Raw genomic sequence first — 24,530 nt, forward strand, 5'->3', positions numbered from 1 at the left:
GGGTGCCACCACAGCCGTACGGACAAGAGCAGCAGGCGGCGGCTCATTACGGATGCTCCAGCTGCCGAACCTTAAGTTTGATCGTCACTTAGGTAAGGGGATCCACTGCAACGGGGCGCAGGTGTTGGGGGTGGGCGTGGCGGGGTGACTGCGGGATACGGGTCAGCCAGTCCTCGCACGGTTGATCTTGAGAGCCCACGCGTTTTCCCGGGGCTTCCCGGCTCGCAGCGTCGATTCGAGGGGCGTCATACCGTTGCCGGGATGCCGAGCTCGGCAAGCAGGCCGCGCACGCGCTGCTCGATCTGGTCCCGGATGGGTCGCACGGCGTCCACTCCCTGGCCCGCCGGGTCGTCCAGTTGCCAGTCCAGGTACCGCTTGCCGGGGAAGACCGGGCAGGTGTCCCCACAGCCCATCGTGATCACCACGTCCGAGGACTGCACGGCTTCGGGGGTGAGGACCTTCGGCTTCTGCGTGGAGATGTCGATGCCGACCTCTTTCATGGCTTCGACCACGGCTGGGTTGACGGTGTCGGCGGGCGCGGAGCCTGCCGAGCAGACCTCGACGTGGTCGGCGGCGAGGTGGGTGAGGAAGGCGGCGCCCATCTGGGAGCGGCCGGCGTTGTGGATGCAGAATGCGCACGCCGATCTGGTGCCGCGGCCAGGCATCTCAGGTCGGGGACACCTGCCGGGAGGTCATCGACCAGCTCCTGGAGGTCAACGCCCTCTACCGGCTCCGCGCCGCCCAAGGGGTGCTCGGGCTGCGGAAGAAGTACGGGGACATCCGGCTGGAGGCCGCCTGCCGCAAGGCGGTCGCGGTCGGCGCCCCCTCCTACCGCACCGTCAAGGGCATCCTAGTCGCCGGCACCGAGACCGACCCGGAACCCGAGACCGGCGACGCCGGAGCCTCGGCCTTCCTTCACGGGCCCGAGGGCCTGTTCGCCGCCACCGTCCCCACCCAGACGCCCGGCAGTGTCCACGAGGACCAGGGCCGCGGTGACGCCGAGGAGGCCGCCCGATGAGCGTGATGACCACCGCCCTGCGCGATTCTCTCAAAACCCTGCGGCTGTCCGGGATGCTGGAAACCCTCGATGCCCGCCTCACCCAGGCCCAGAAAGGCGAACTCGGACACCTCGACTTCCTGCAGGTCCGCTGCCACGACGAGATCACCCGGCGTGAGTCCGTCGCGCTCGAACGCCGCCTGCGCAAGGCGAAGTTCGAGCAGCAGGCCACCTTGGAGGGCTTCGACTTCAACGCCTCCCCGAAGCTGCCCGCCGCCCAGATCCGCGACCTTGCGGCCCTGCGCTGGCTCCACTCCGGCGAGTCCGTCATTTCGGCCCCGTCGGCGTCGGGAAGACACACGTCGCTCAGGCCCTCGGCCACCAGGCCGTCCGCTAGGGCGCGAACGTCCGCTTCGCAAAGACCAGCCGCATCCTCGCCGAACTCGCCGGCGGCCACGCGGACCGCACCTGGGAAAAACGCATGCGCGAACTCATCCGCCCCGACCTGCTCATCCTCGACGACTTCACCATGCGCCAGCTGACCGCCTCCCAGGCCGACGACCTCTACGAACTCGTCTCCGAGCGGCAAGACCGATTTCTGATCATCACCAGCAACAGGGCGCCCAGCGACTGGTATCCCCTCTTCCCCAACCCGGTCGTCGCCGAGTCACTGCTGGACCGGTTGGTCAACTCCAGCCACCAGGTCATCATGAACGGCCCCAGCTACCGGCCCAACAAGCGGCCCAAGGGCCCCACCCGCAAGCCGGACACCTCCGCCAGCGGCTAGGACCCGCCCGAGCCGATCTTGTTAGATGCCCTCAGCGGTCGAGCGAGCCGACGAAGCGATCCAGCCGAGAGACGACTTGCCGCAGGACCTCAACCGATCCAGCGGCATCGTCCGCAAGCTCCAGGCCATGGTCCGCCGAGGGCAATTCCAGGACATCGTGTCGCAGGGACGCAGCAATGCGTGAATCCCAGAGCCTGTCGGCGCTTCCGCCGATGAGGAGGGTCGGCTCCATGGCTCGCCGGAGAGCCTCGGCAACGTGGTCGATGGTCAGGACCGGGGTGAGCCAGGCTGCCGGGATCTTCCTGTCGGCTGTGATGCCGCAGGCCAGGGAGCCCAGGGACTTGCCGACGACGAGCCGACAAGCCCCCGCCTCGGCTTCGATGGCCTCGGTGACCTGCCGCTCCACCCATGCGATCCGGTCGACCACCGTGAACTGCGCGAACCCATCGGGGATCTGCCACCACAGCTCCTGGACCGTCCAGCCGCGCTGGAGCAGGACGCTCCGGGCGAAGTGCAGTAGCGGCCGGGCAGGCGAGTAACCGACACCTGGAACGACAACAGCGACACGATCTCGGCCTCCGTCGAAACGGGTGGGCATGGCGAAGCGGACCGGATCAGACATGGCCGCAGACTACTAGTCAGCCGATCACGTGACCCCCGGCGCTGCGCCGCCACAACCACCCTCCTGGGGAATTACGGGACCATGAACCCTGGGGAATTGTTTGACCGTCGATATGTAGCCATCACGGAGGGCTTGTCTCCGTATTTGAAGGAGACGGCGGAACAGTCCTCAGGTGTGGAGACGACGAGCACGCACCTCGTCCCGCCGAGCAACGGCACCAGATCGAAGACTATGAACGCGTCACCTGCGTTCAGGTGACATCGGTTCTAGAGTGTGTTTGAGGTGTAGTCACAGCGCCTGGTGTGTAGTGGTTGCGGGGCGTGCGGATTGGTCCGGGTGGGTTTGCTGCGCCCATCGAACCGTGCGAGGGACGATGAGTCCGACACCCAAGAAGAGGGCACCTATCAGTAGCCAGCCCGAGGTGCCTGTGTCGAGGCAGAGCCACGCCAGGAGGGAGGGCGCTGCGACGCTTCCCAGACCGCTGCCGAACCGGAAGACGCCCGAGTACTAGCCTTGGGCATGTGCGGGGGCAAGGTTATAGCGCAACTCGAACGACCCTGCTGCATGGAGGAGTTCACCGAGAGTGTGGACACCCACTCCGAGCAGAATCAGCAGAACGGCACCCCATCCGGGCAAGCGCGATGCGAAGCCGATCAGGGAAAGTCCGGCTAGGAAGGCCCAGCCCGCGCGGCGCCAAGCGCGTGCGGCGGCAGCATTGCTGTCGATTCCGCGGCTCGCCTTGACCTGTAGATGGTCGGCGTGTTCGGCCAGGGCCTGGTGCAGGGTCAGCTCCAGGAAGCGCTCGGGGGTCTGCTGGGCGCGGCGGGCGGAGGCGGTGAGAGCGGCGTACGCGACGGGCGGGAAGGCGACGTTGAGGAGCACGCTGTGGCTGGCGTCCGGGTAGTGGGTGGTGATCACGTCGATGGGCAGCCGGGTGCCGAGGCGGTGGCGCAGACGGTGGGCGGCGCGCTGGGGCGTCTTGGCGGCGACGAGGGCCATCATGCGGGTGGCGTCGTGGTTGGCGGCGAGCGGCAGCAGGCGGGCGGCGCGGTGCTGGTTGGGCGGGGTAGGGGGCGGGTCAGTGCGTCTTCCAGGGCGTGGTGCGGCACTGGTTATCCCCTTCGGTGGGGCGGGGCGGAGGGTGGGGCAGACGGGTGTGGATGTGTGCCGCGTGCAGGAGAGGGTCGAAGGGTTCCCAGTCGGCCAGGGCGAGGTCGGCGGCGCCGGAGGCGGTGGCGTGTGCCGGGCAGCGCTGGGTGCGCCAGCGCAGTTGTTCGCCGTAGGAGAGGTGGCCCAAGTCGTAGACGGCCATTAGGGCGCAAGGCAGGGCGAGTTGGCCGTGCTGGTCGGTGGTGGGCAGGAGCTTCCAGGTCCCCGTCGGCCCGGTGGGGGCGAGGAGGGGGTTGGGGCAGCGGTGGCGGTGGCGGGTCTGGGCGAGGTAGCGGCACAGCAGCAGCTGGACGACGGGGCGGTCAGGTCCGCCGGGGCGGGGAGCGGCAGGCTGACGGCGAGATCGGCCGCCTGCTGTCTCAACCCGCCAGGAGTGTCACAGCCGCATGACCAGGACGCCCGCTCGCAGGCACGAGCTGAACCTGTACCGCACATACTTCGATCTCGTCTCCGCTGGCCGCAAGACGATCGGAGTCAGGGCGAAATACCCGCGCCTGGCCGACATGGCTGCGGGTGACACGATCCGCTTCCGGATCAAGGGCACCGAGGAGACGTGCGACGTCCGGGTTCTGCGGGTGACTGAGTACGCGGACTTTGCAGCGCTGCTCGATGGCGAAGCGCCAGCGAACGTGACCCCCACGGCCACCCGTGAGTAGCAACTGGCCAACATCCGTGGCATCTATCCGCCAGAGAAGGAAGCGCTCGGTGCGCTGGCCATTTAGATCGAGGTGCTGGCGGTCGCCTAACGAGCTCGTTAGGAAACGTTCCTGCAATGGCGTCCTGCGCTAGGTGGATCGGCCCAACATAACGCGCAAGCGCTCTCTGCCACGGCGCAAGTGGTACCCGACCGTTCGCTCGTCAATGCCCATGTACCAAGCGACCTTAGAGGCGGGGTAGCCGAGCATGTAGCGCAATACGATCACGTCGAACTGCCGGCCCGGGAGCTCCGCGATCGCCCCGTACAGGCCGGAGGCGGACTCAATCATCTTCAGCTGGTCCCGAGCGGCTGCCAGGGCCTGAGCGATGGGCCCCTTGATGGCGAATGCCGGAGCCCGATTCTCCAGCTTCAGGCGGTCGTGCACCGTACGCCGAACGATCGCCCACGCGCCCCGTACGAGGTTTTCCGAGCGCAGCAGCTCCGTCCAGCCGGCGAGTACCTCCACAAGCGCCACGTGCACGACCTCTTCGGCGGTCGTGCGGCTGCCGAAGTGGATCTCCGCGTACGCGCAGAACATCTCCTGGTGACCAAGATAAAAAGCCTCGAAGTCTGGCGGCAACTCTGCACCAGCCTTGGAGGGCGGTGCTGCCTCTTGGGTATCACCACGGTTTACAGGAGCCTCAACGGCCAGCGGTTCTGGAAGGCCCGTCGGAGCCGTGCCAGGTGGCCGGGAACGGTCTCCCGCATGGCCGACCAGGGCTGCAATCTCCGTATCCTTCAGACCGATCCCATGTGGCGTAGGGACCGCGTGCTGGTGCTGCAGGAGCGTCGCAACGGCTTCCAGATGCCCCATCTCCGGCTCGACAAAAGCGGCGAACTCCTCAGATGGGCCCACGGCATCCGGTGCGTCGAAGTCCACGACGCGAGCAGCCCGTTGCTGTCGCCGTATATGGTCGACCATCCGCGTTCGTACGATCTTGTACAGGTAGGGCGTCGGATCCTGCGGGCGCTCCTTCTTCTGCCAGAACTTCCACAGATCCGCGAACGACACCGACACGATGTCACTGGCGTCCGCCGGCGAAATTCCCCGCCGCGTCAGGTAGGTGGTCAGCTTGGCGTGATGGGCGCGGTAGAGCTGCTCGAACTCCGACCACGGGGCCCCGCCCGAAGGCGGGGTCCCGTGGCGAGCACCAAAGCCCTCAGACGCCATGCTTCTCGTTCTCGGACACCGGCCCCGTCACGCGGGCCTCCGACGCCGCCGACGACGTCGGCCGCGGGGCGGGGTCGTCCTTCAACGAAGCGCTGCTGTCACCCCTGTTGTGGACGCGCCACGACACGGTGAACGAGCCGTCGGACGGGAGGGCCTTGTACACCCCTGTGCCCAGCATGGCTACGAGCTGAAAACCCAGCCCCCAGATGGCGCCGGTGTTCGCGTGGCCGACGACCGTCTCCAGCGTGGATGCGGGGCTCACGTAGTGCTGCGCGGCCTCCGTGATCACCACGGCCGCCGCCGTAGACCACCTACCAACGCGACGGACCACGCCGTCCTGTTGCGCGCTATCTTTCACGGTCATTCTTAGCAAACCCCACAGAAGGTAGATGAAACAGGACAACCGAAGTGGCCCCCGGGCTCCGGGCAGGTCGCCGACGGGGGTCCATGTACACAAGGACCACAGTCACGATGGGTTGCGCAACAAGTACATGATGTTCGTAACGATGTAACAAAACGGGCATGCCAAACGCACTTGCCGGAGGCTTTCGCTGCCTGGCAAGTGCGTTGGCTGCGCGGTGGTTGTCCAGCAGTCCGGTCGTCGGCGACTCTTTGCCCGGAGCCCAACGTGGACTGCACCCACCTCTGCGAGGGCAAGACCCTTCGCATCCTGTACCACGCACCCAAAGGCTCAGATCACTAGTGACGAGCCGCAAATTTACCGACGCTTTACTTTTGCTGCTGAGTGAACCCTCGCCCCAAATCGCTTGAGTGATTGCCCGACCCCGCAGATTGGCCCGCCTCCCGGCAGAGATGAGCAGGCGGCGGTAGCTCTCGCATGAGGCCCTGCGGCACGCGCTGGAGCTGCGCCCTGTCCCTCCGGCGGCGATGGACCCGGCGGCTACTGACGTTGTTGCCGTGGCGTTGTCATGGTGAGGCGAGGCCGGTTTCGGCGAGGCATCCGCTGATGAGGTTGCTGCAGTATTGGGCTGGCGGAGACCGTCTCGGAGCGTGCTGATGAGGCGGTCGGGGGCCGGCGGCTCCGTTCCGGTCGTCTTCTCACTCTCCAGTCGGCGGCCAGACCGTCAGGGCCTGCGCAGCAACCTACCCAGGGGCCACATGGGCCGGGGAACTGCTCGCCGCAGGGCGGGTGCTGCCTGTGCTTGATGGCTTGGAAGAGATCCCCGAGCCGCTTCGAGCACAGGCCCAGCCATCACCCTCATGACCAGACGCCTCGACAGAAGAGGCGCCACTCCCATCTGGCCGAGGAAGCCCGCATGAGCCAACAGCTGACCGCCACTTGAGTGCACTAGCCGCACATGACAGGGTCGCCGTCTACAAGGAGATGCAGAAGTACCTGTTCAAGGTCGGACCGGTCAGCCTGTCCGACGGCTCTCTCCTCCCCGGAATCGTCTACTTCTTCGAGGAGGGCGTCGCTGCGGGCAAGGGAGTCTTGGAACTCATCGGCACCGACGTCGCCGCGTTCTGCGACGACCTGATCAAGGACTCTCCCACCTACGCGGATGCCTACCAGGAATCCATCAGCGGGGAACCCGGCGCGGACAGGAAGTGACAGCCGCCGGACCGGTTCGCGACGCTGCCGGGTAACACCACGCGGGGTTCATGGTGAGGTCGGCTCCTGCGCGTGGATCCGGTCGTGCTCGTGGCGGTCGGCCAGCGCTCGCAGATGTGCGGCCGCGGCGGGCGAAGCGGTCGGCGAGGGGGCCAGGAACCGCCTCAAAGGCCCAGGGCCTGGACGCGCGGCGCCGCGGCGACACCTGCCAGCCGTTCGACTGGATCCCTGAAGTTCACCACCCCCTCGGGGCTGGTGAAGCCCTCATCCCGGGCGCACTCCTGTACTACCGGCGCGAAGACCGGGGTGTGATGTTGCGGGCTTTCGTCGAAGGCGACCGGGCCACCATGGGACCCGAACGCCTGGCCGCCAAACTCACCGCTTACGAACGCCTCCACCGCTACACAGCTGCGCCGCCTCCCGGCCGGCGCCTGCCCACCGAGCCGCCGTCAGAGGAGTGGCGTCGCCGCTACCCGCTCTTCGCTCGTGTGCTGTTCGTCCTGGACGGCACCGGCCCAGCCGGGATCGAAGCACGGATCAGCGCTCTGCACGCAGCAGCCCGAGACCTCTCACCGACCGCGTTCGCGCGCACCGTGCCCGCCCTGACCGCGTCGCTGGCCGACCTACGTGTCCACGGCCCTGCAGGGCCCGTCCGGCGTCCCGTCCACAACCCCGAGAGTCGAGTCGGATGGAGCGATGCTGCAGTCTCTTCCGGCGTCCACTGAGGATTTGCCGCGCAATCAGCCTGCAGTCGCAGCGTTTGCGCAGGCTCGGGCGCGGCTGGTCCCACCCCGGCATTCGGGCCAGCCTCAGCAGCTCAGTGATGCCCGCCGGACTGCGCAGATGATGGTTGCGCAGTCCGGCGGGCCGACGCCCGCACAAGTCGGCGGTCCCTCGGGGCCGATGCATGTGCGTCGGATGGAGCCTGTTCGTCGCGGCGCTCGAGCACCGAGGACGCCCCGGACCGCAGGCGCACCCGTACACACCCGTCTCGGTTTCCGTCTCCATTGCACCCAGTCCGAGACACCAGTGCGGCAAAACCACGGCGGTGTAGCTACACGGGCCAGAACTGGTACGGGCATGCGCCAACACCAAGGGGTGCCGCTCGACCGGAGTGACGGCAACCACCCCTGAGCGCGCGGGACGTAGTCACAGGGTGAGTGTCATGAGGAGGCGGTGCTCGCCGGGGCCGAAGTGGTTCTTGCGGGGGCCAGCGGGGTCGGGCACGAAACCGAAGGACTCGTAAAGAGTGACGGCCCGGGCGTTGCGCGGCTCGACCCAGAGCAGGACGGTGCGCGTGCCCTCGGCGCGCAGTCTCATCAGCATCTCGCTCATCAGCTGCCGGCCGAGCCCCTGCCGTCGCGAGGTGGGCGCGACGCCCAAGCTGAAGATCCAGCTCTCCCCCGCGTTCGGCGGCGTGGCCAGCACGTAGCCGCACAGACCGCCGTTGTCTTCCGCCACCAGCAGATGGCCTGCGAACGTGTCCATGAACTGACGCAGGACCGAGACGGGATAGGGGTCGTCGGGAAAGACCTCATGGTCCAGACCGGCGAGGTCGGACAGATCCTGCTTGGCGATAATGCGTACTCGTACCGACGGGCGAAGTGCTGGCATCGAACCAGAATTGCCCGGCGGTCCGGGACCTTCAAGTCCCGGGATCAGGTGTCCGGTGACAAATGCTGCCGTGCGCCCCTCGTGCCTCCTCCTTCGCAAGGCAAGGGGAGCGACGAGAAGCCGGGGATCGACCGTGTTGATACCGTGGGGCATGTCTTTGGGATCACCGGGAAATCCGGCGCAGTTGAATGCAGAGGCACGGTGGGACACCTTCGACCCCGTGGCCTACGTCCGGAAAAACTACCGCACAGTGCTCCCTGTCGACGCGGAGATCATGGCGATCGTCCGCGCACACTTCAGTGATCATTTCCGGACGTTTCCCGGCCTGCGGGTCCGGGGTATCGACGTGGGCGCCGGAGCCAACCTTTATCCGAGCTTCATGATGCTGCCCTGGTGTGACGAGATCACACTGCTGGACCGAGCGACTCCGAACCTGCACTATCTGGAGCAGCAGCTCGACAAACACGACCGCGGTTGGGACGCCTTCTGGCGGGAGCTGTGTCGGGACGACGCCTATGCCGCCCTCCCCGGCGGGCCCTGGGAGCGGTTGCGCGAGGTTGCCCGGGTCGAGCGGGGCGATCTCTGCGCGCTGGTCGACCGGCAGGAACAGTGGCAGCTCGGAACCATGTTCTTCGTCGCCGAGGCCCTTTCCAGCGCCGACGAGAAATTCCGTGAGGGAGTGGAGTGCTTTCTGCGTTCCCTGAAACCGGGAGCGCCCTTCGCGGCCGCGTTCATGGAACACTCCGAGGGCTACTGGGTGGGAGAGACGCCCTTTCCCACATGCGACGTGAGCGAATCCGACATCCGTGGCAGCGTCGAGCAGTTCGCCGAACACCTTGTGATCTACCGGGTCGGCGAGCCGGGGGAGGTGCGTCCGGGCTACACGTGCATGATCCTTGCTTGCGGTTTCCGCCGGAGGGGTAGCTCTTGAGGAGCCGTCGAGCGGCGAGAGGTGATCTGTGAGGGGGCACGGAATGCTGATCAAGCCGCGTCAGCTCCTCTTGGAGATCTGGCAGGCCGTGGCCCGTCACTCATTCAACGAGGGTGAGTGGTCCTGGGGTGCGTGGGGCGGGCTCAGCAGTGTGGCCGACGCGGAGCGACTGCTCTGTCTTCTGTACCCCGCCACTGAGATCGCGGCGTTCCGTCTGGACGACCCCGACACCACCCGGCTGGACGTGGAGAGGGCTTTACGGAGTGCGGGCGACTGCGCCGAGATCCCGCTGCGTCTCGTGGAGATCCTCGGCGACTTCATGGAGAAGCACCGCAGCGAGGACGGCCCCACCTTCGCCGGCGGCCACTACTTCACACCGGAGGATCCCGAGCAGGAACTCGGTGAGGAACAGAGGGAAGTCGGCGTCGTCGACTCCTACTCCATGTCGGTGAGCCTGTGCCTCGCCACCCTCGGCTTCCTCCAGGTGTACCGGGGCAGGACCCTGCGAGCCTCCACTCTCACCCGCGTCGACCGGCTCAGGGACGACACCAGCGCCCGGCTCACCGCCGCCATGGTGGGCCTACTGCGCTCCTTCACCGTCGACGTCGTCGACGTCTCCTCCCCCCAGGGACAGGCCCTCACCCGGTTGCTCGGCCGAGGCCGGCTCTCCGACCGGCAGGTCCTGCAGCGCTTCCGGGACCGCTTCAAGTCCATGCGGGCTCTCATCACCGAGAGCGTCACTCTCGGCTTGGACGCCGATATATGCGACCAACTACGCGACGAGAACCGTCTGTTCGAGTGCGGCTGGGCGTGGAGTGTGGTGGAGAACGCCCCCGAGATAGAACTGGAGCCGACGGCCGCCCAGCGCGTCGGCAGACAGCCGCGGGGCGTAGCGCGCCCCGTGCCCTACCTCTACTTCACCGCCGTAGCCCTCGACGGGATCATCGACGTCTTCTCCGAGCGCACTCTCGTCCTCGGTCTGCTCAACGCCGAGCAGCAGAGGCTGGCCGAAGCTCTGAGACTGCGCTGGGAGATCGCCCAGCAGTACTGGTCCGCCATCGCCCGGTTCGACGACGATGCCTGGCCGCTGGAGGACCTCCCCTGGCGCACCACGCTCCAGCAACTGGAGTCGGAGTACTTCTCCCTCTGCGTGACCTCCATCCTCGTCCACGACCTCATGCGCCGCCGCACGACCGACCACTACCTCACCCGCATCGTCGGCATCCTGGAACGCCTCGCCGAACGCGGCCGGATCACCAGCGGCGCCACCCGTGACGACCCGGCCGTCTGCCTGCACAACTCCGGGGTCACCATGCCCCTGCTGGGCAGCGAGAAGCTGGGGCCGGCCATGACGTGGAAGAGGAACGACTTCTCCGCGCAGCTGCTCAAGCGGACCGTCCAACTGTGCGGTCTGTCACGGAACGTCGGATCGCAGGAACGGTTGATCAGGCTCGCCGAGAGCATCCTCGACCACCTCTGGCACCGGCGCATCAGCGACGGCGAAGGCGTCGGCCTGTGGGACGACGTACACGCGGTTTATCCCGAATCGCCCGGTCGCCAGGGGCCGATGTTGTCCTGGAGCCTCACCGAGCGCGTCACCGAGTGCATGGTCGCCGCGCACGCTTTCTACGACCAGGAGCCGATCCGCAGCACCGAACTCTCCGTGCTGGCCCGGGCGGCGATCAGCGAGGCGTCCCACCTCTTCGGCAAGGAGCTGATGCAGCAGCCCGCTCCCGCCCCCAAAAGCCCTCTGAGCGTGGAGAACAGGAGGATCGAGGCGGACCTGTGCCGCGCCCGGCAACTGGTCGACAAGCAGCCTGGCAGCGCCTACGCCCTGGCTCTCGGCGCACTGTCGAGGCTCGACGCCCTCGCCCGTGCCCATGGCAACGGTTTTCAGGGGGTGTGACCGTGCTGGTCCTCGCAGCCTCGGACAAGGGAGGCACCGGCCGCTCTGTGACCAGCGCCAACCTCGCCTACCAACGGTCGTTGGACGGGGATGACGTCTGCTTTCTGGACTTCGACTTCGGATCGCCCACCGCCGCCGCGGTGTTCGACCTGCCCGACGGGGTCCACAGAGCCGAGGGATGCGGACTGCACTCGTATCTGCAGGGCCGGACAGGCGAGCCGCTGCGGATCGACGTCTGGTCCCGCACCGAACACCCCGCCCTGCGCGACAGGCCCGCCGGCTCCGGCCGACTCGTCCTGCTGCCCGGTGACCGCACGGGCGGCGAATTCCTCACTACCGAGGAGAACCGCCACCGCCTTGTGGATCTCGTCCTGCGACTCCAACGTGAATTCTCCTTCCTTTTCGTGGACTTGAGCGCTGGACGCAGCTACGCGGTCGACCTCCTCCTCACCGCCACCTCGCCTCACGCCGGCCTCGGCCGGCTCGAGAACCGCTGGCTCGTCTTCCACCGGTGGACCCGCCAGCACGTCATGGCTGCCGCCGAACTCGCCTACGGCAGCCAGGGACTCGTGCACGCCGGGACAGCCATGGGCCACCAGCCGGATGTGCTGAGCGGTTCGATCCGTTTCGTCCGAGCCGCCGTACCCGATCTCGAGTCGCCATTGTGGTCACAGGTGTCGCCCGCGCAGTACGTGTGGATGCGGCAGTGCGACCAAGCACTCGAGGAACTCGCGGCAGGCCGTGGCATCGGCAAGGCCAGGGTGCTGGCGTCCATTCCGCTGGAACCCGTCCTGCAGTGGCAGGAACGCCTCATCACCGACGAGGACGTGTACGACCGCGGGATCGCCCGCAACGAGACGTGGCAGGCCATGAAAGACCTCGCGCAGCGGCTGACCATCGACACGTTCTGGGGGCAGTGGTGAGCGGGACGGAGTCCGCCTTCAGGGAGACAAGCGCTGAACCGCGCACCGAAGCACTGCCGTACTCCCATCTGTCCCTGGAACTCGGCCACTTGTACATGGAGGACTTCGTTGAAGGCCCCTCCCGGCTGCGACGGCACTTCGCGGCCGTGCGGCCCTGGGCGGACGCCGCCCGTGCCGGCCTCGGCACGCTGAACTCCGACAAGCGGCCCCGTATCAGCACCTGCTTCCTGATCGACGACTACTTCTCCCGCCTGTCCACCCCGGCCGAACTGATACCGCCGCTGCTGGAGGCGGCGGCCGAGGCCGGGCTGACCATCGACTACCTGGCCCGCGAGTCGGGCTGTGCCGGTCCTGTCTCCGGCGGCACCGAGCCCCTCGCCGGCAGCTCCGGCCGCCGTGACCGGGTCGAGCTGGCCGAGTGCGTCCTGCGACGGCTGGTCGAGTCACCGCCGCCCGACAGCACAGGCTTCCGCCCGCCGGTCAGCCGCACCGGCTGGCTCACCAACGGCCGGCGTTCCCCGTTCCAGCGCATTTCTCCCGCCCTGAACTCCACCGGCGCCGTCTGGCAGCCGCCCAGCGAGACGGGCGCGCGTGGCCACTCCGTCTTCATGGACGTCGAACTGTGGAGCGGCCCCGAGGAGGAACGCAGCTGGTCCTGTGCCTTCCTCGCCGCCCTTTGGCAACTGGTCCGCCTCGGACTGCTGCGCGACAACGGGCACGCGGTGCTCACCCCCACCCCCTGGGAGGACAAGGAGTTCCCGGCCGATTGGGACGCGCTGGCACCCGTGCTGCGCCTCGACCCGCGGGCCGCGCCCTTCACCGCGTATGTCACCAGCAGTGTGCTCCCCGCCCGCTTTCTGCCCGTGGAACACGCCGTCCGCGTCATCCTCGACCAGGTCCATGTCGAGGCCGAGGCGCTCGGCCAGGTCGCCGAGCGGTGCGCGGCAGAGGGCTTCAACGTGCCCGCGGGGGTCGTGGACCGGATCTCCTACGTCTTCCCGGTAGGCCTGTGACATGAGCGGCCTCGGCACCACCTCGGGTCCCGTCCTCGCCTGCGGCGAGGTGCACACCTGCCTGCTGCCCACCAGCGACGCGGTGGACGAGCGGGCTGCCGAACAGTTGCTGCGGCTGCGCACAGACGAACCGGTCAGGCTTTCCCGGCACCCCAGCCGGTACGCCGTCTCCCCGGGCCTCCTCACCGGCGTCGACTGCTGGATGCCGAGCGTCACGGGCACCAGGAGCCGCGCGGTGGGGACGGTGACGGCCCGGGCGGCGATCGTCGAGGGCCGGGTTCTGCAGTCCTCGGCGTACTTCTCCGCTCCGGCCTGCGGTCCCGACCGGCGTCAGTCCTGGGGCCACTACCTGGTCCGGCCCGGTTGCCTGATACCGGTCGGCCGGCTTCCCGTGAGGTCTGTCGCCGAAGGGTTTCTGGCGGGGCCCCGACAGAACGAGCTGGACATCGGACCGATCGCCGAGAGCCTGACGGCAAGGATCTCCCGACACCGGATCCTCGACCTCAGCCCCCCGCTCACCACCGCCGACACCAGCCTGCGCTGGACCGCGACACCGGCCGCCGGCGGCAAGGAGACGTCCGTACTCTTCACCAAGGCCGATGACGGTCTGCGGACCGTCGAACTGCGGCTCCCCCACGCAACCACGCCTGCTGCCGCGGCCGGACTGTGCGAGGACCTGGCCCTCCATGACTGGCTGCTGACGACGGTCGCGTACAAACTCGACGGACTGCAGGCCGGCTACGAGGACTCCAGACTTCTGAAGGTGCTGTGTTCCCTCGTCGACCACCTGTTGCATCTGTGGATGCCACTGAGCCGTGTCGATCGCACCCTGCACACTGCCTGGGAGGAGTTGGACGAGAACTCCGGCTACAGCAGGCAGTGGAACGCCCTGGCACAGCGTATCCGCGACCAACTGGTGCTGCGCGCCGTCCGGTCGAGGAGTGAGCTGCTGACCTCGGACTGACCGAGCACCATCTACCACCACCTGGCGGGGAGGGGCAGGTATGGCCGGAGAGCCGGGCACACCGGGGCCGGGCACGGCGGGCGGAGTGCGGGTGCCGCCCGTCGTACTCAAGACGCTGATCACCGTCGTCGTGGGCACGGTCGCCTATGTCGTCACCAACCTGATCGACCAGTCCGAGGACGAGCTGTGGAAGCTCGCGATGTCCGTCGTCATCGGAGGGGCGGCATTGATCGTGCAGTACATGGTCGACTTCGAGAAGCGCCTGGACTCGGTGGAGACCGGCCAGCGCAACCAGACCCGGGTGCTCGGGGACCAATTCATCCAGCTCAGTGAGGCCGCCGCCCTTCTCAACGAGCTCGATCAGGCCGGCATGAGCACCGGTGACGCGCGACGTCTGATCAAGAGCGCGAGTCAGGTGGGGCTGCAGGGCCCGGACATCGTGAAGGCCTTCGCCCGCGCCGAGATCGAGAGTCTTGCCTCGGTCGTCACGGACCTGACCGGGATGACCGCCCATTGGCAGCGGGACAACAACGAGTGGCTCATCAGGCTCACCGGATGTGCCCAGCGCACCATCGACGCCACGAGCAGCTCCGTCGACCGGCCCTTTTGGGATACCGACCCGGCGGGGCACTACCTCGACGCACAGATCGAGGCGATGCGGGACCCCGGGGTGCATATCCGGCGCCTCTTCATGATCAATGCCGACGAGGAGAGCGACCCCAATTTCATGATCAGGTTCACGGCACTCTGCCAGGGACAGCTCGACCTGGGCATCAAGGTGCGCTTCATGGTCCTCTCACCGCACCGGCACACCCGGGCAGCGGCACGAGACATCGTGATCTTCGATGACGCGCTGTATCTGGAGTTCGAACCGGACCGGCAACAGAGCTACCTTCAGACCAGACTCGACGCGGACGCCCGCCGCGTCGACGTGCAGGTCAGGCGCTTCAACGACCTGTGGGAGTCCGCCGCCGAGCCGGCCCCCCGGCCGGAACCCTCAACACGGCCACCGGCGCGATGAGGCTCCTCGTCGCCGTGGTGGCGGCCGTGCTGTGTGCCGGCACCGTGCTGATGGTGCGGGTCACGGCGTCGGTTGTGAGCCGGCTGAACGATCTGAGGCAGGCGGTAGACAGGCGGTTCGCCGACATCAGTGCGGCGACCAGGCTCTTCGCCCAAGTGGAAAAACTGCGCGGCGACGGAGTTCCCCGGCTCGTGGACGCCGCCGAGGCCCTCTCCGCAGGGCCCGGCATCCTGCGCGAGTTCGTGTACGCGGAGATCGACCGTCTGGCTGCGCACCTGGAGAACCTGACCGACTCCGTTGCCGAGTGCCCCGGCGAGAACCACGACTGGCTCCTGACGCTCACCAGGTGCACGCGCAAGAGCATCGACGCCGTCACCACCACCGTCGTCGACGACTACTCGGGGAGCACGGGATCGGCCGGCCGCTACCTGGCCGCCCAAGGCGAGGCGATCGAACGCGGGGCCAGCGTCAGGCGTTTGTTCGTTGTCCAACGTTCCGCGCAGGCCGCCGCCCTCGTTCCACTCTGCACCGCGCAGAGGCAGGTGGGCGTCCAGGTTCGCGTGGCAGTCCTGGAAAAGCTCCCGCCCTCTCTTCGCCGCGGCGCGATGACCGACTTCGTCGTCTTCGACGGAGCGCTGTCCTATGAGGTCGACTTCGATCCGCTCGGCTCGTACTGCTCAACGCGCATCGACGCGCACGCGCACCGTGTCGAGCCCTTTGTAAGCCGTTTCGACCTGCTGTGGAACGCCACCGAACCGGCCGACAGCTGACCACTCAGCCGAGCACATGCGCAGTGAATGCCCTGGCCCTCAGCGGTGGCGCGGGCCGTGGCCTCCTCCGGACGGAAACCCGTGTCGGGCGGGGACAACCAAGTCCCTGGTCGGAGGCGGCGGTGTCGCGGCTGGGGTGTCGTGTGGCGGCTCATGCCGGGCATCTCGGCCCACCAGCCGCCGTGTCGTCGGTAGATGAATTCCGGCCGGTCGGCCGTCGACAGTGACGGGTAGTGCCCTGTTTTCAGTCGCTTACCGATTTCGAAAGACTGTGCGCATTCCACGCCATTCTTCTTCTTTCCGCTTTCCGGGCAGCGCTGATGACTGACCAGTTTCTGATTCCTGGTTTCTGGTTTGACGGTCGGGCACCACTCCCCCAGTGAGAGAAATGTATCGAATTCGGGCCGGTGGACCAGATACCGAAATAGGGAATTCGAGTGTCGGAATTACTTGTCTTTTCGGGGCGGGTGGGGCACGGCGCGCCGCCGGTGGTCGCCGCCGATGGAGCGCAGCGGCATCGGCAAGGGGGCAGGGACCGTGCAGCGAGGAGGCGTCAACGGGAAGGGAGCAGCCGTACCGCATGGCCCGGCGCCGCCAGGCGTAGCGCACCAAGCACCGCACCTGCCTGCAGCGCCGACAACAATTCCCGGTGGTCGGGAGGGCTGCTCTGCGCTGGGTACCCGGCGCAGCAGGACCGGCCGCGTGGTCACGGCCCAGAACAACGGCCGGCGACCGGACACCGGCACGTGTGGATCTGGTGGCTCGTCCTGGCCGCGATCATTCTGATCCTTTTCTTCATCTTCATCTGAGGCCGCACCCGACAGCGATCTCGTAACGGCCGTTCTGCTCTCGGCGCGTCACAAGCGGGGCTCGTGACGACGAGGCACAAGGGTATGGCTCTCAGAGGGAAGCACCGCAACGTGTCGCACGGGTGCTTCAGCAAGTGGAAGCAGTGGTGCGGCATCGCCCACCCGGTGCAACAAGACCACCAGTCCTACCAAGCGGCCGTCACTTCCACGACCGGCTCGGGGCACAAGGCGTGCCGGCCGATGCTGTTTCCCCGTGCACGTTCGACGGTGTCGAGGCCGCAGACTGCGGAGGGAGCGGGCAGGTTTTGGTGCCGCGGATGGGTACCCGGCGCTGTTGAGAACTCACTCGTATCGAGGTGAAGGCAATGGCTACTTCGCACGGGCCGTCCATGGAGACGCACCCTGACATCGTCGACATGCGTATGCGGCATGAGGTGGCCGAACGGGCCACGAGCACCCCGCAGGGGCAGGCCACCGGGATGCTGGCGTTCCTCACCGGCATCTACCTGGCGGCGTCACCGTGGATCACCGGGTTCAACGGTCTGTCCACTCTCGCCGTCACCAACCTCCTCGTGGGACTCGCCTACGCCCTGCTGATGAGCGGCGGCTTCGGCCGGGCCTACGAACGCACCCACAGCATGGCGTGGGGGGCGTGCGTCCTGGGAGCCTGGACGATCATCGCGCCGTGGGTGGTGGCAGGCGACGTGAGCACCACCAAGACCATCGTGAACAACGTCATCACGGGTGCCGTCGCACTCATTCTCGCGCTGTCCGCCAGCGCGGCCGCCCGAGCGGCCGAGTCCCGGAAGAGTCGAGGTATGGCGTCCTCCTACTCATCCGGACGCTGATGGCGGGATGTGCCCCATCGACCGCCGTTGATCGGCGTTCTGTGGCCACAGCAGCGCGGCGACCGCCAAGGCGGTGGCGGCCCGCCGGCAGCAGGGCGTGGCTGATCGCGGCGAGCGTCATCAACCAGTTGTCGAATGGTCGGGCCGCTTGAGCACTGTGCAGTCGAAGCCTTGCGCGTGCAGCGGCCCTGCACTTGTCGGGCATCCCTTCCCAGATCATGACTGGCGATCGGGCTATGGCCGATTTCGGTCTTGCCCGATCGCCCTCGTGGCGGGCGGAACGCCGGCCCGGTGTTCTGGGGGGGCGTGTCGGGGCGAGCCGAGTTTTGACGCGGGGCCTCCTGGGGAGTCGGTGCGGCGTGGTGTCGTATGGACCGGAGCGGCGCGTGTGTCTCCCGGCACTGCGCGCCGGCTGGCTCACCCAGACGTTCGTGCACTGGGCCTACTCACCCGACCAGGTGCAGCGCCTGCTGCCGGAGGGGCTGACGGTGGACACGTGCGATCAGTGCGCGTGGGTGAGCCTCACGCCGTTCGTGATGGCCGGCGTGCGCCCGCCGGGTGTCCCTGCCGCTTTGCCCTCCTTCGCGGAGACCAACCTGCGCACGTATGTGTGTGTGCGGGACGGCCGGGACGGGCTGTGGTTCCTGTCCCTCGAGGTGGGCTGCCCGGTCATGCTGGCCGCCCGTGCGGTCGGTGCGCCCTACCACCTGGGGCGGCTGACGCTGTCGCGCGAGGGTGATGTCCTGACCTATGCCGGCGCGCGGGGGCGTGGCGGGCCGTCGTACCGCGTGGTGGTCCGGCCGGGCGAGCCGGTCCGGCCGACCCGGCGGGACATATGGCTGACGTCGCGATGGCGGGCCTTCACACGGGGCTACGGCGTGCTGTGGCAGACGCCCGTCGAGCACGAGCCCTGGCCGCTGCGCGCTGCGTGCCTGGAAGACATCGAGGAGAGCCTCACTCGGGCGGCCGGACTGCCGCCGCCCGCGCATGAGCCGCTCGTGCACTTCTGCGACGGGGTCCACAAGGTCCGCTTCGGCGTCTCGCGCCCGGTGCGGCCGGCAGTGAGGAGGCAGGGATGAACCCGGTGCTCGTGGCGCGGGACCAGGGGATGTTCAACCTGGTCGGCGGCGGCTGGCCACTGCTGCACCTGCGCAGTTTCGAGTGGTTCTTCGGACCCAGGGCCGAGGGACGGCTCCAGCGCACGACAGCCGGGCTACCGGCCACGGCAGGCTGGAGCATGCTGTTCACCCCGGCTACCACGGGTGCAGCGCGCCAAGCCCGCCGCAGGGTCTGGGGACGGGCCGTGACTTTGCCGGCCGTCGGCTTGGTGTACGTGCCGATGGGCCGGATCCGTCCGACCTGTCTGGTGAACGCGGTGATGCGGGCCGGATGGCTGCCGGTGCGGCGCCGGTGCGGTCGGCCGGGGCCGGCCGCGGGCGGATGAACCGGACCGCCGCCGAGGATCGCCTCATGCACCGATCCGCGTGGACTGTCCGGCTGCGCTTCGAGGGTTGGATCGCCGGGATGGGCACGGCGTCCGGCGCCCGTCTGGTCGTCGGACACTGGCTGCGCTCGCCCTTGGGGGCCTTCAGCGATGTGATGCTGGAGGGGGCCGGCGGCCACCGCCTGTTGCTGGCTCCCACCCGGCGGACGGCGGACTTCATCGCCGGTACCTACACCTTCGACGAGGTCCGCATCGAACCCGTACGCGTCCGCGTCACCGACGACGCCTGGACGGTCACCGCAGGCCCGCTGCTCGACCTCCGGTTCACCACAGGCCGGCGCGGCCCCGCGGGACTGCTGCTGCGGGCGGTCCCCGGTGTGCTGTCCTCCCGGCCCCTGTGGACGGCGGTGACGGATCCACTCGCCCGCCTCCTCCTGGGCGTGCGCACCCGCGGGACGGCCGACGGCGGCCGGTACGAGTGGTACGGCGCCCGCGATCTGCATCTGATCACCGCGGCGACCGCGATCTTCGAAGGGCAAGGCCTCGGCGCTCTCACCCCGATGGAACCGCCCGTCCGGTTCGGCTTCGGCTCCACGCCCCGCAGGCCCTGCCTCGTACGCGTCACGACGACGGTGAGTACGCCGCGCACGCCCGAACCCTTTGCTTCCCAAGCTCCGAGGCAGCCACGCACACGAAGGAGGCTTCTGGTGAACACCCCGCCACGCTCCGGCGCACCTCGGCGCCGTCCGCCCTCGCACGGCGCCGACATGCGTTTGCTCAGCATCTATCTGAACGACCACCTCGCGGGCGCGACAGCAGGGACCCAGAGGGCCGGCCACCTGGCGCGTGTGGCCCGTGGTTCCGCGCTCGGCCGGGCCCTCGGGCCTGTCGCCACCGAAATCGCCCAGGACCGGATGACGCTTGTCGGCATCATGCGGGACCTGGGCGTGCCCGTCCATCGCCACAAGGTGTGCGCCGGCTGGGTCGCGGAAAAGCTGGCACGGCTGAAGGGCAACGGCCGCCTGGTGCAACGCTCTCCGCTGAGCACCGTGCTGGAGCTGGAGGCGCTGCGGCTGGGAGTGGAAGGCAAGGCTGCCGGATGGCAGACCCTGCGCCGGCTCACCGGGGAGAACGAGCGCCTCGATCCGGCCCTGCTCGACAGACTGCTGGAACGAGCCCGAAAACAGCAGGACACCGTGGAGGAGTGGCGCATCCGCCAGGTCGAGGCGGCACTGCGCACAACGGCCGACTGAACGAGGGCGCGGGGCCTACGACACCTGACCGGGCTCCGCACAGGCGACATGGCTCACCCATGATCACGTCCTCCGGACCCCTGCCGGGGCCGGGTCCGGGCTGGGTGCCGGGGCCGGAACGGAGCGGAGCGGCGTCGCAGGTGCGGGGAGAGGCGTCGCGGTGCGGGGAAGCGGGCTGTGTCAAGGCCGGCCGCGAGGAGGGCGCCGGCAGCCGCGTCCACACCAGGAGTGCGCCGGCACTCGGACCGTCGCCCCGGTTCCCGGTGGCCGGCAGCGCTGTCGCGGCCGGGCGCCGTGGCAGGGCCCCGGGGACTGTGAAACGCTCGGAGACAGTGGCATATCCGTCCTTCACCGCACGTCGACGGCGGACGAGAGCGCCGGCCCGTCCGTGACGGGGTTCACCCGGTTTCCGGCCCTGTGTTCGCCGAGTGGGGAACACACGATGACGACGACCGAGCACCCGCACGGCCACGACGGCCACCAGGATCCGACCCTGTACCGCACCCCGGCGGACGCCGTCGCCGCGCCCGGGGAGGAACTCGCCTACGTCGTCGGGTTCGACCCGGCCGGAACGCGCCCGGACGCGCTGTTCACCGTCGGCACCGACCCCGGCTCCGCGGCGTACGGCCGGGTGATCGCCCACGCCGAGGTGCCCGGCGTGGGCAACGAACTGCACCACTTCGGATGGAACGCCTGCTCGAGCGCGCTGGCCCATGCCGGTCACCACCACGCCGCGCGCCGCTATCTCATCGTCCCCGGACTGCGCTCCTCCAGGCTGCACGTCTTCGACACCGTCCCCGATCCGGCCCGCCCCCGCCTGGTCAAGACGGTCGAGCCGGACGAACTGGCCGCCCGGGCCGGGTACTCGCGCCCCCACACCCTGCACTGCGGTCCCGACGGCGTCTTCCTGTCCTGCCTGGGCGGCGCGGACGGCGCGGACGGGCCCGGCGGCGTGGCGCTGCTGGACCACGAGAGCTTCGAGGTGCTGCGCGGTTGGGAGAGCGAGCGCGGGCCGCAGCACCTCGCCTACGACGTCTGGTGGCACCTGGCCCAGAACATCGCCGTGACCAGCGAGTGGGGAACCCCTTCCATGATCGAGGACGGTCTCGTCCCCGACCTGCTGCTGGGGCGCCGTTACGGCCACTGCCTGCACTTCTGGGAACTCGGCACCGGCCGGCACCTGCAGCAGGTCGACCTGGGCGACGCCCACCAGATGGTGCTGGAACTGCGTCCCGCGCACGACCCCGAGGCCACCTGGGGGTTCACCAACACCGTGGTCGACGTCGAGGACCTGTCGGCCTCGGTGTGGCGTTGGCATCGCGACGGCGAGGACTTCCACGTCACCAAGGTGATCACCCTCCCGGCCGAGCCCGCCCCGGCCGAGGACCTGCCCCCGGCGCTCAAGCCGTTCGGCGCTGTGCCGCCGCTGATCACCGACATCGACCTCTCGGTGGACGACCGGTGGCTGTACGTCTCTGCGTGGGGCACCGGCGACCTCATCCAGTACGACGTGAGCGACCCGCGGCAACCCAGGCGGACCGCGGCCGTGCGACTCGGCGGCATCACCGCCCGCCGGCCGCACCCCGCCGCGCCCGACGTGCCTCTGACGGGCGGGGCCCAGATGGTCGAGGTCAGCCGCGACGGGCAGCGCGTCTACCTGACGAACTCCCTGTACGCCGCCTGGGACGAGCAGTTCTATCCCGCGGGCATCGAGCCGTGGATGGTCAAGCTGGACGCCGATACCTCACGCGGCGGACTGTCGGTGGACGGCCGCTTCTTCCCCCACGGCGAGGACTTCGCCGGCCTGCGCGTGCACCAGACACGCCTGCAGGGCGGCGACGCCTCCTCCGACTCCTACTGCTACCGCCGCTGACCCCGGGGCCGGTGACTACGTCCGGGGGGCGGCGCCGGTGTGCCAGGGCGCCGCCCTCGCGGCCCGCCGCTGACCCGGGAGAAAACAGCTCTGCGCCTTCGAAGCGGCCGGCACGCACCCCGCCGGCGATCCGGCCGGGCTGCTGCCTCCGGCCGCGTCGCTGGTGGCCGCATCGCTGGTGGCCCTGGCCACGGTGGCGGGAGCCTGGGCGGCGCGGCGGGCACCAGGCCCTACCGTGCTCGTGCCGGCCGCCGCGTCCGGGATCCTGCTGGTCATAGCCGTTTTCGACCTGCTGCCCGACGCGTGGGACGAGGCCGCCGAGGCCGGCCTGCCGCCGTGGGCGGTGCCGTTCACCGCGCTCGCCTCGTTCGCCCTCATGGGCGCCCTCGCCCGGACCGGCTGCCCGTGCAGGCGGGAACGTGCGGGCGGCATCGGCGCGGCAGCAGGACTCGCCGTACACCGCTTCGTGGAAGGCGCGGCCCTCGCCCTGACCGCCTCGATCGCCGTGATGGCCGCGCTCCTCGTGCACGCCGCCGGCGAAGGCCTGGCCCTGGCCGCGCTCCTGGGCGCCCAGCCCGGACGGCGCACGGCTTGCTGGCTCACACTCGCCTGCCTCAGCCCGCTCGCCGGCGTGCTCGTCACGAGCGCCGTCCCGCTCCCGGACGGCCTCCTGCCCTTCCTCCTCGCCGCCGTCGCCGGCGTCCTCAGCCAGACCGCACGGGTGGCACTCGGCCTCGCCCGCCGCCGGCGACCCGCCGGCCGGCGCGTGCGCACGGTCCCGGTCACCGCAGCAGTGACCCTCGCGGCCGTCGCCACCGCACTCGCCCTGCTCATCGCGGCCGGCCGCTGAACGCGACACGAACACGGCTCGGGTGCCGGAGCGGGCACCGCGCTTCAGGGTCTTCGCGCAGGGTGGGGCGCTTGGTCGGTCGGGGCTCCACGACCGCTTCGGCAACACGCAGCGACTGCCACTCTACCTGTGGTAGAGGAACGCGATAGAGTCGGGATATGGCAGCAGACGAGACGAGCATCAAGGTGAGCACGGCCGCGCGGGACCGGCTCGCCCAGCTGGCGGCCGAGCACGGCACCACCATCCGCGGCCTGGTCGAGGACCTCGCGCAGGGCACGCCGACGCAGGCCGAGTACGCCGAGCGGGCCGAGCTGGCCCGCGCCGAACTCGCCTCTGCCCTCGGCAGCGCACCGAGCCCGGAGGCCGAGGCGAAGGCCAAGGCCCTGCTCGAGCGCCTGGGCGGCGCCGCGCACAGCCCGCAGGCGGCCGCGTAGTGCCGGCGATCGCGGTCGTCCTTGACCACACAACCGCAGGTGCGTTGTACGACCCGAAGGATCCGTTCAACGAGGCGGTCGCCGCGTTCTACGTCCAGGCCTCCGGCGGACTCGGTGACCTGTACGCGCCGGTGCTCTCCCTGACGGCCGGCGACACCGAACGGCCCGGCCTGCTCGGCTACATCAAAGGCCTGCGGTTCATCCGGATCGAGGCCTTCGACACCGACGCCGCGGTCACCGCCACCGAACTCCTGCGCTTCGGGCACTCCTGGGCCGCCGTCCACGCCATCCACGCGGCCCGTCCCTCCGCCGCCCACCCCGCCGGGCGGTACCTGCTCACCCTGACCCCCAAGGCATACGCGGGCACCGGCGTTAAAGCCGTCCACCCCGACCAGTAGCCGCCCGCCGCCCCGGCGGCAGAAGACGGTCGCCCCCGCCTGCCCTGCCGTCGCGATCGTCGCACTGCCCGGGCCTGGTCTGCCGCCGCCTGACCCCCGCGATGGGCCCGGTGCTGCTTCGCCGGGAGCGGCACTGCTCGCGCCAGGGGTGGGGTCTTCTGTTCTGATGTGCCTGGCCGCCAGGCCGAGGTGTCTTCCGGAGGAACTGTGCAGTTCAGTGCCTGTTTTCGATCCCAGGGTTCTGAGTAGCCTTGGGGCCTGGCCTGGCCGCGTGTCCGAGTCCACCGGTCCGCTGGCGGGGCGAGCTGCTCGCCGCAGATACCGCTGCCGGCCTGCCCCGTCCTCCCGGCTCCGGCGACAAGACTCGCGCTGTGGTGCGCCGCGATGCCGTCAGGGAGGTTGCGCGGCGCACCTGTTGTCGTGTGAGGGGCCGGGTCAGCCGGGGAGGTCGCCGGTGTAGCG

At 68.9% G+C, this 24,530-nt stretch carries 24 protein-coding genes and 3 pseudogenes; 20 read left to right on the forward strand and 7 right to left on the reverse strand.

The window, feature by feature from the left end; translation table 11 throughout:
- Nucleotides 1–245: 245 nt before the first annotated feature.
- Nucleotides 246–665 carry an arsenate reductase ArsC gene (locus JK361_RS35215; protein WP_201826204.1) on the reverse strand — a complete coding sequence of 140 codons (420 nt, stop codon included), beginning with the start codon at nt 663–665 and terminating at the stop codon, nt 246–248.
- Between JK361_RS35215 and JK361_RS35220 the strand changes: the two genes are divergently transcribed.
- Both JK361_RS35220 and istB read left to right on the forward strand, forming a co-directional pair.
- A complete protein-coding gene (locus tag JK361_RS35220) occupies nt 632–1,018 on the forward strand; it encodes a hypothetical protein (protein WP_372448771.1) in 387 nt (128 codons plus the stop codon). The genes JK361_RS35215 and JK361_RS35220 overlap by 34 nt on opposite strands.
- Nucleotides 1,015–1,784 (forward strand): annotated as a pseudogene (gene istB / locus JK361_RS35225) (IS21-like element helper ATPase IstB). The gene JK361_RS35220 and the pseudogene istB overlap by 4 nt, the downstream one beginning before the upstream one ends.
- Nucleotides 1,785–1,815: 31 nt before the next feature.
- Here istB and JK361_RS35230 read toward each other — a convergent pair.
- The 3 genes from JK361_RS35230 to JK361_RS42485 form a co-directional block, all read right to left on the reverse strand.
- Complete coding sequence (locus JK361_RS35230) at nt 1,816–2,406, reverse strand: alpha/beta hydrolase (RefSeq protein ID WP_201826206.1); 591 nt, start codon at nt 2,404–2,406, stop codon at nt 1,816–1,818.
- Between the two features lie 507 nt (nt 2,407–2,913).
- Nucleotides 2,914–3,408 (reverse strand): hypothetical protein, encoded by a 495-nt coding sequence (locus JK361_RS42480; protein WP_307787395.1) that lies wholly within the window; start codon nt 3,406–3,408, stop codon nt 2,914–2,916.
- Nucleotides 3,409–3,484: 76 nt separating this feature from the next.
- A complete protein-coding gene (locus tag JK361_RS42485; protein ID WP_307787396.1) occupies nt 3,485–3,718 on the reverse strand; it encodes a hypothetical protein in 234 nt (77 codons plus the stop codon).
- A 244-nt stretch (nt 3,719–3,962) separates the two neighbouring features.
- Here JK361_RS42485 and JK361_RS35245 point away from each other — a divergent pair.
- A pseudogene (locus JK361_RS35245) lies at nt 3,963–4,298 on the forward strand (ASCH domain-containing protein).
- A gap of 63 nt (nt 4,299–4,361) precedes the next feature.
- Here JK361_RS35245 and JK361_RS35250 read toward each other — a convergent pair.
- Entirely contained in the window at nt 4,362–5,444 is a 1,083-nt protein-coding gene (locus JK361_RS35250) for an RNA polymerase sigma factor (RefSeq protein ID WP_201826208.1), read from the reverse strand.
- The gene (locus JK361_RS35255) at nt 5,434–5,736 is read right to left on the reverse strand and encodes a hypothetical protein (RefSeq protein ID WP_201826210.1); all 303 of its coding nucleotides are present in this window, start codon (nt 5,734–5,736) and stop codon (nt 5,434–5,436) included. Before JK361_RS35255 ends, JK361_RS35250 begins: the two co-directional genes overlap by 11 nt.
- Nucleotides 5,737–6,771: 1,035 nt before the next feature.
- On the opposite strand from JK361_RS35255, the pseudogene JK361_RS35260 reads away from it, so the two are divergent.
- Both JK361_RS35260 and JK361_RS35265 read left to right on the forward strand, forming a co-directional pair.
- Nucleotides 6,772–7,017: pseudogene (locus JK361_RS35260) on the forward strand (DUF1048 domain-containing protein); the annotation flags it as partial.
- A 50-nt stretch (nt 7,018–7,067) separates the two neighbouring features.
- Nucleotides 7,068–7,742 carry a replication-relaxation family protein gene (locus JK361_RS35265; RefSeq protein ID WP_201826212.1) on the forward strand — a complete coding sequence of 225 codons (675 nt, stop codon included), beginning with the start codon at nt 7,068–7,070 and terminating at the stop codon, nt 7,740–7,742.
- Between the two features lie 424 nt (nt 7,743–8,166).
- On the opposite strand, the gene JK361_RS35270 is transcribed toward JK361_RS35265, so the two are convergent.
- Entirely contained in the window at nt 8,167–8,631 is a 465-nt protein-coding gene (locus tag JK361_RS35270) for a GNAT family N-acetyltransferase (RefSeq protein WP_201826214.1), read from the reverse strand.
- A gap of 151 nt (nt 8,632–8,782) precedes the next feature.
- On the opposite strand from JK361_RS35270, the gene JK361_RS35275 reads away from it, so the two are divergent.
- The 15 genes from JK361_RS35275 to JK361_RS35350 all read left to right on the forward strand — a co-directional run bounded on the left by JK361_RS35275 (nt 8,783) and on the right by JK361_RS35350 (nt 24,068).
- Entirely contained in the window at nt 8,783–9,562 is a 780-nt protein-coding gene (locus tag JK361_RS35275) for an SCO2525 family SAM-dependent methyltransferase (RefSeq protein WP_201826247.1), read from the forward strand.
- A 43-nt stretch (nt 9,563–9,605) separates the two neighbouring features.
- On the forward strand, nt 9,606–11,468 hold the full coding sequence (locus tag JK361_RS35280) for an SCO2524 family protein (RefSeq protein WP_201826216.1): 1,863 nt from the start codon (nt 9,606–9,608) through the stop codon (nt 11,466–11,468).
- 2 nt (nt 11,469–11,470) lie between these two features.
- Nucleotides 11,471–12,391, forward strand: a complete 921-nt coding sequence (locus JK361_RS35285) for an SCO2523 family variant P-loop protein (protein ID WP_201826218.1) — start codon at nt 11,471–11,473, stop codon at nt 12,389–12,391.
- Nucleotides 12,388–13,404, forward strand: coding sequence for an SCO2522 family protein (locus tag JK361_RS35290; RefSeq protein WP_201826220.1), 1,017 nt, complete (start codon nt 12,388–12,390; stop codon nt 13,402–13,404). The genes JK361_RS35285 and JK361_RS35290 overlap by 4 nt, the downstream gene beginning before the upstream one ends.
- A 1-nt stretch (nt 13,405) precedes the next feature.
- The gene (locus JK361_RS35295; protein WP_201826221.1) at nt 13,406–14,368 is read left to right on the forward strand and encodes an SCO2521 family protein; all 963 of its coding nucleotides are present in this window, start codon (nt 13,406–13,408) and stop codon (nt 14,366–14,368) included.
- A 40-nt stretch (nt 14,369–14,408) separates the two neighbouring features.
- Nucleotides 14,409–15,389, forward strand: a complete 981-nt coding sequence (locus JK361_RS35300; protein ID WP_201826223.1) for a hypothetical protein — start codon at nt 14,409–14,411, stop codon at nt 15,387–15,389.
- Nucleotides 15,386–16,159 carry a DUF6879 family protein gene (locus JK361_RS35305; RefSeq protein ID WP_201826225.1) on the forward strand — a complete coding sequence of 258 codons (774 nt, stop codon included), beginning with the start codon at nt 15,386–15,388 and terminating at the stop codon, nt 16,157–16,159. The genes JK361_RS35300 and JK361_RS35305 overlap by 4 nt, the downstream gene beginning before the upstream one ends.
- 1,198 nt (nt 16,160–17,357) lie before the next feature.
- A complete protein-coding gene (locus JK361_RS35310) occupies nt 17,358–17,816 on the forward strand; it encodes an SPW repeat protein (protein WP_201826249.1) in 459 nt (152 codons plus the stop codon).
- 386 nt (nt 17,817–18,202) lie between these two features.
- On the forward strand, nt 18,203–18,895 hold the full coding sequence (locus JK361_RS35315; protein WP_307787397.1) for a YqjF family protein: 693 nt from the start codon (nt 18,203–18,205) through the stop codon (nt 18,893–18,895).
- Nucleotides 18,892–19,260 (forward strand): hypothetical protein, encoded by a 369-nt coding sequence (locus JK361_RS35320; RefSeq protein ID WP_201826229.1) that lies wholly within the window; start codon nt 18,892–18,894, stop codon nt 19,258–19,260. The genes JK361_RS35315 and JK361_RS35320 overlap by 4 nt, the downstream gene beginning before the upstream one ends.
- Before the next feature lie 767 nt (nt 19,261–20,027).
- The gene (locus JK361_RS35330) at nt 20,028–20,513 is read left to right on the forward strand and encodes a hypothetical protein (RefSeq protein ID WP_236054166.1); all 486 of its coding nucleotides are present in this window, start codon (nt 20,028–20,030) and stop codon (nt 20,511–20,513) included.
- Nucleotides 20,514–20,955: 442 nt separating this feature from the next.
- Nucleotides 20,956–22,386, forward strand: a complete 1,431-nt coding sequence (locus tag JK361_RS35335) for a selenium-binding protein SBP56-related protein (protein ID WP_201826231.1) — start codon at nt 20,956–20,958, stop codon at nt 22,384–22,386.
- Nucleotides 22,387–22,621: 235 nt separating this feature from the next.
- Nucleotides 22,622–23,236 (forward strand): hypothetical protein, encoded by a 615-nt coding sequence (locus JK361_RS35340; protein ID WP_307787398.1) that lies wholly within the window; start codon nt 22,622–22,624, stop codon nt 23,234–23,236.
- Between the two features lie 158 nt (nt 23,237–23,394).
- Entirely contained in the window at nt 23,395–23,670 is a 276-nt protein-coding gene (locus tag JK361_RS35345; RefSeq protein WP_201826233.1) for a hypothetical protein, read from the forward strand.
- Nucleotides 23,670–24,068, forward strand: a complete 399-nt coding sequence (locus tag JK361_RS35350; RefSeq protein WP_201826236.1) for a PIN domain-containing protein — start codon at nt 23,670–23,672, stop codon at nt 24,066–24,068. Before JK361_RS35345 ends, JK361_RS35350 begins: the two co-directional genes overlap by 1 nt.
- Nucleotides 24,069–24,530 lie beyond the last annotated feature (462 nt).

This window comes from Streptomyces musisoli (assembly GCF_016741855.1).
GTDB lineage: Bacteria > Actinomycetota > Actinomycetes > Streptomycetales > Streptomycetaceae > Streptomyces > Streptomyces musisoli.

Excerpts from the sequence above, each read along its gene's own strand:
- JK361_RS35220 (WP_372448771.1), top strand. The coding sequence starts at position 632 with ATGCGCACGCCGATCTGGTGCCGCGGCCAGGCATCTCAGGTCGGGGAC.
- JK361_RS35230 (WP_201826206.1), bottom strand. The coding sequence starts at position 2,406 with ATGTCTGATCCGGTCCGCTTCGCCATGCCCACCCGTTTCGACGGAGGC.
- JK361_RS35265 (WP_201826212.1), top strand. The coding sequence starts at position 7,068 with ATGGTGAGGTCGGCTCCTGCGCGTGGATCCGGTCGTGCTCGTGGCGGT.
- JK361_RS35345 (WP_201826233.1), top strand. The coding sequence starts at position 23,395 with ATGGCAGCAGACGAGACGAGCATCAAGGTGAGCACGGCCGCGCGGGAC.
- JK361_RS35300 (WP_201826223.1), top strand. The coding sequence starts at position 14,409 with ATGGCCGGAGAGCCGGGCACACCGGGGCCGGGCACGGCGGGCGGAGTG.
- JK361_RS35310 (WP_201826249.1), top strand. The coding sequence starts at position 17,358 with ATGGAGACGCACCCTGACATCGTCGACATGCGTATGCGGCATGAGGTG.
- JK361_RS35250 (WP_201826208.1), bottom strand. The coding sequence starts at position 5,444 with ATGGCGTCTGAGGGCTTTGGTGCTCGCCACGGGACCCCGCCTTCGGGC.
- JK361_RS35330 (WP_236054166.1), top strand. The coding sequence starts at position 20,028 with ATGCGTTTGCTCAGCATCTATCTGAACGACCACCTCGCGGGCGCGACA.
- JK361_RS35335 (WP_201826231.1), top strand. The coding sequence starts at position 20,956 with ATGACGACGACCGAGCACCCGCACGGCCACGACGGCCACCAGGATCCG.
- JK361_RS35215 (WP_201826204.1), bottom strand. The coding sequence starts at position 665 with ATGCCTGGCCGCGGCACCAGATCGGCGTGCGCATTCTGCATCCACAAC.
- JK361_RS35275 (WP_201826247.1), top strand. The coding sequence starts at position 8,783 with ATGTCTTTGGGATCACCGGGAAATCCGGCGCAGTTGAATGCAGAGGCA.
- JK361_RS35270 (WP_201826214.1), bottom strand. The coding sequence starts at position 8,631 with ATGCCAGCACTTCGCCCGTCGGTACGAGTACGCATTATCGCCAAGCAG.
- JK361_RS42480 (WP_307787395.1), bottom strand. The coding sequence starts at position 3,408 with ATGATGGCCCTCGTCGCCGCCAAGACGCCCCAGCGCGCCGCCCACCGT.
- JK361_RS35280 (WP_201826216.1), top strand. The coding sequence starts at position 9,606 with ATGCTGATCAAGCCGCGTCAGCTCCTCTTGGAGATCTGGCAGGCCGTG.
- JK361_RS35305 (WP_201826225.1), top strand. The coding sequence starts at position 15,386 with ATGAGGCTCCTCGTCGCCGTGGTGGCGGCCGTGCTGTGTGCCGGCACC.
- JK361_RS35320 (WP_201826229.1), top strand. The coding sequence starts at position 18,892 with ATGAACCCGGTGCTCGTGGCGCGGGACCAGGGGATGTTCAACCTGGTC.
- JK361_RS42485 (WP_307787396.1), bottom strand. The coding sequence starts at position 3,718 with ATGGCCGTCTACGACTTGGGCCACCTCTCCTACGGCGAACAACTGCGC.
- JK361_RS35295 (WP_201826221.1), top strand. The coding sequence starts at position 13,406 with ATGAGCGGCCTCGGCACCACCTCGGGTCCCGTCCTCGCCTGCGGCGAG.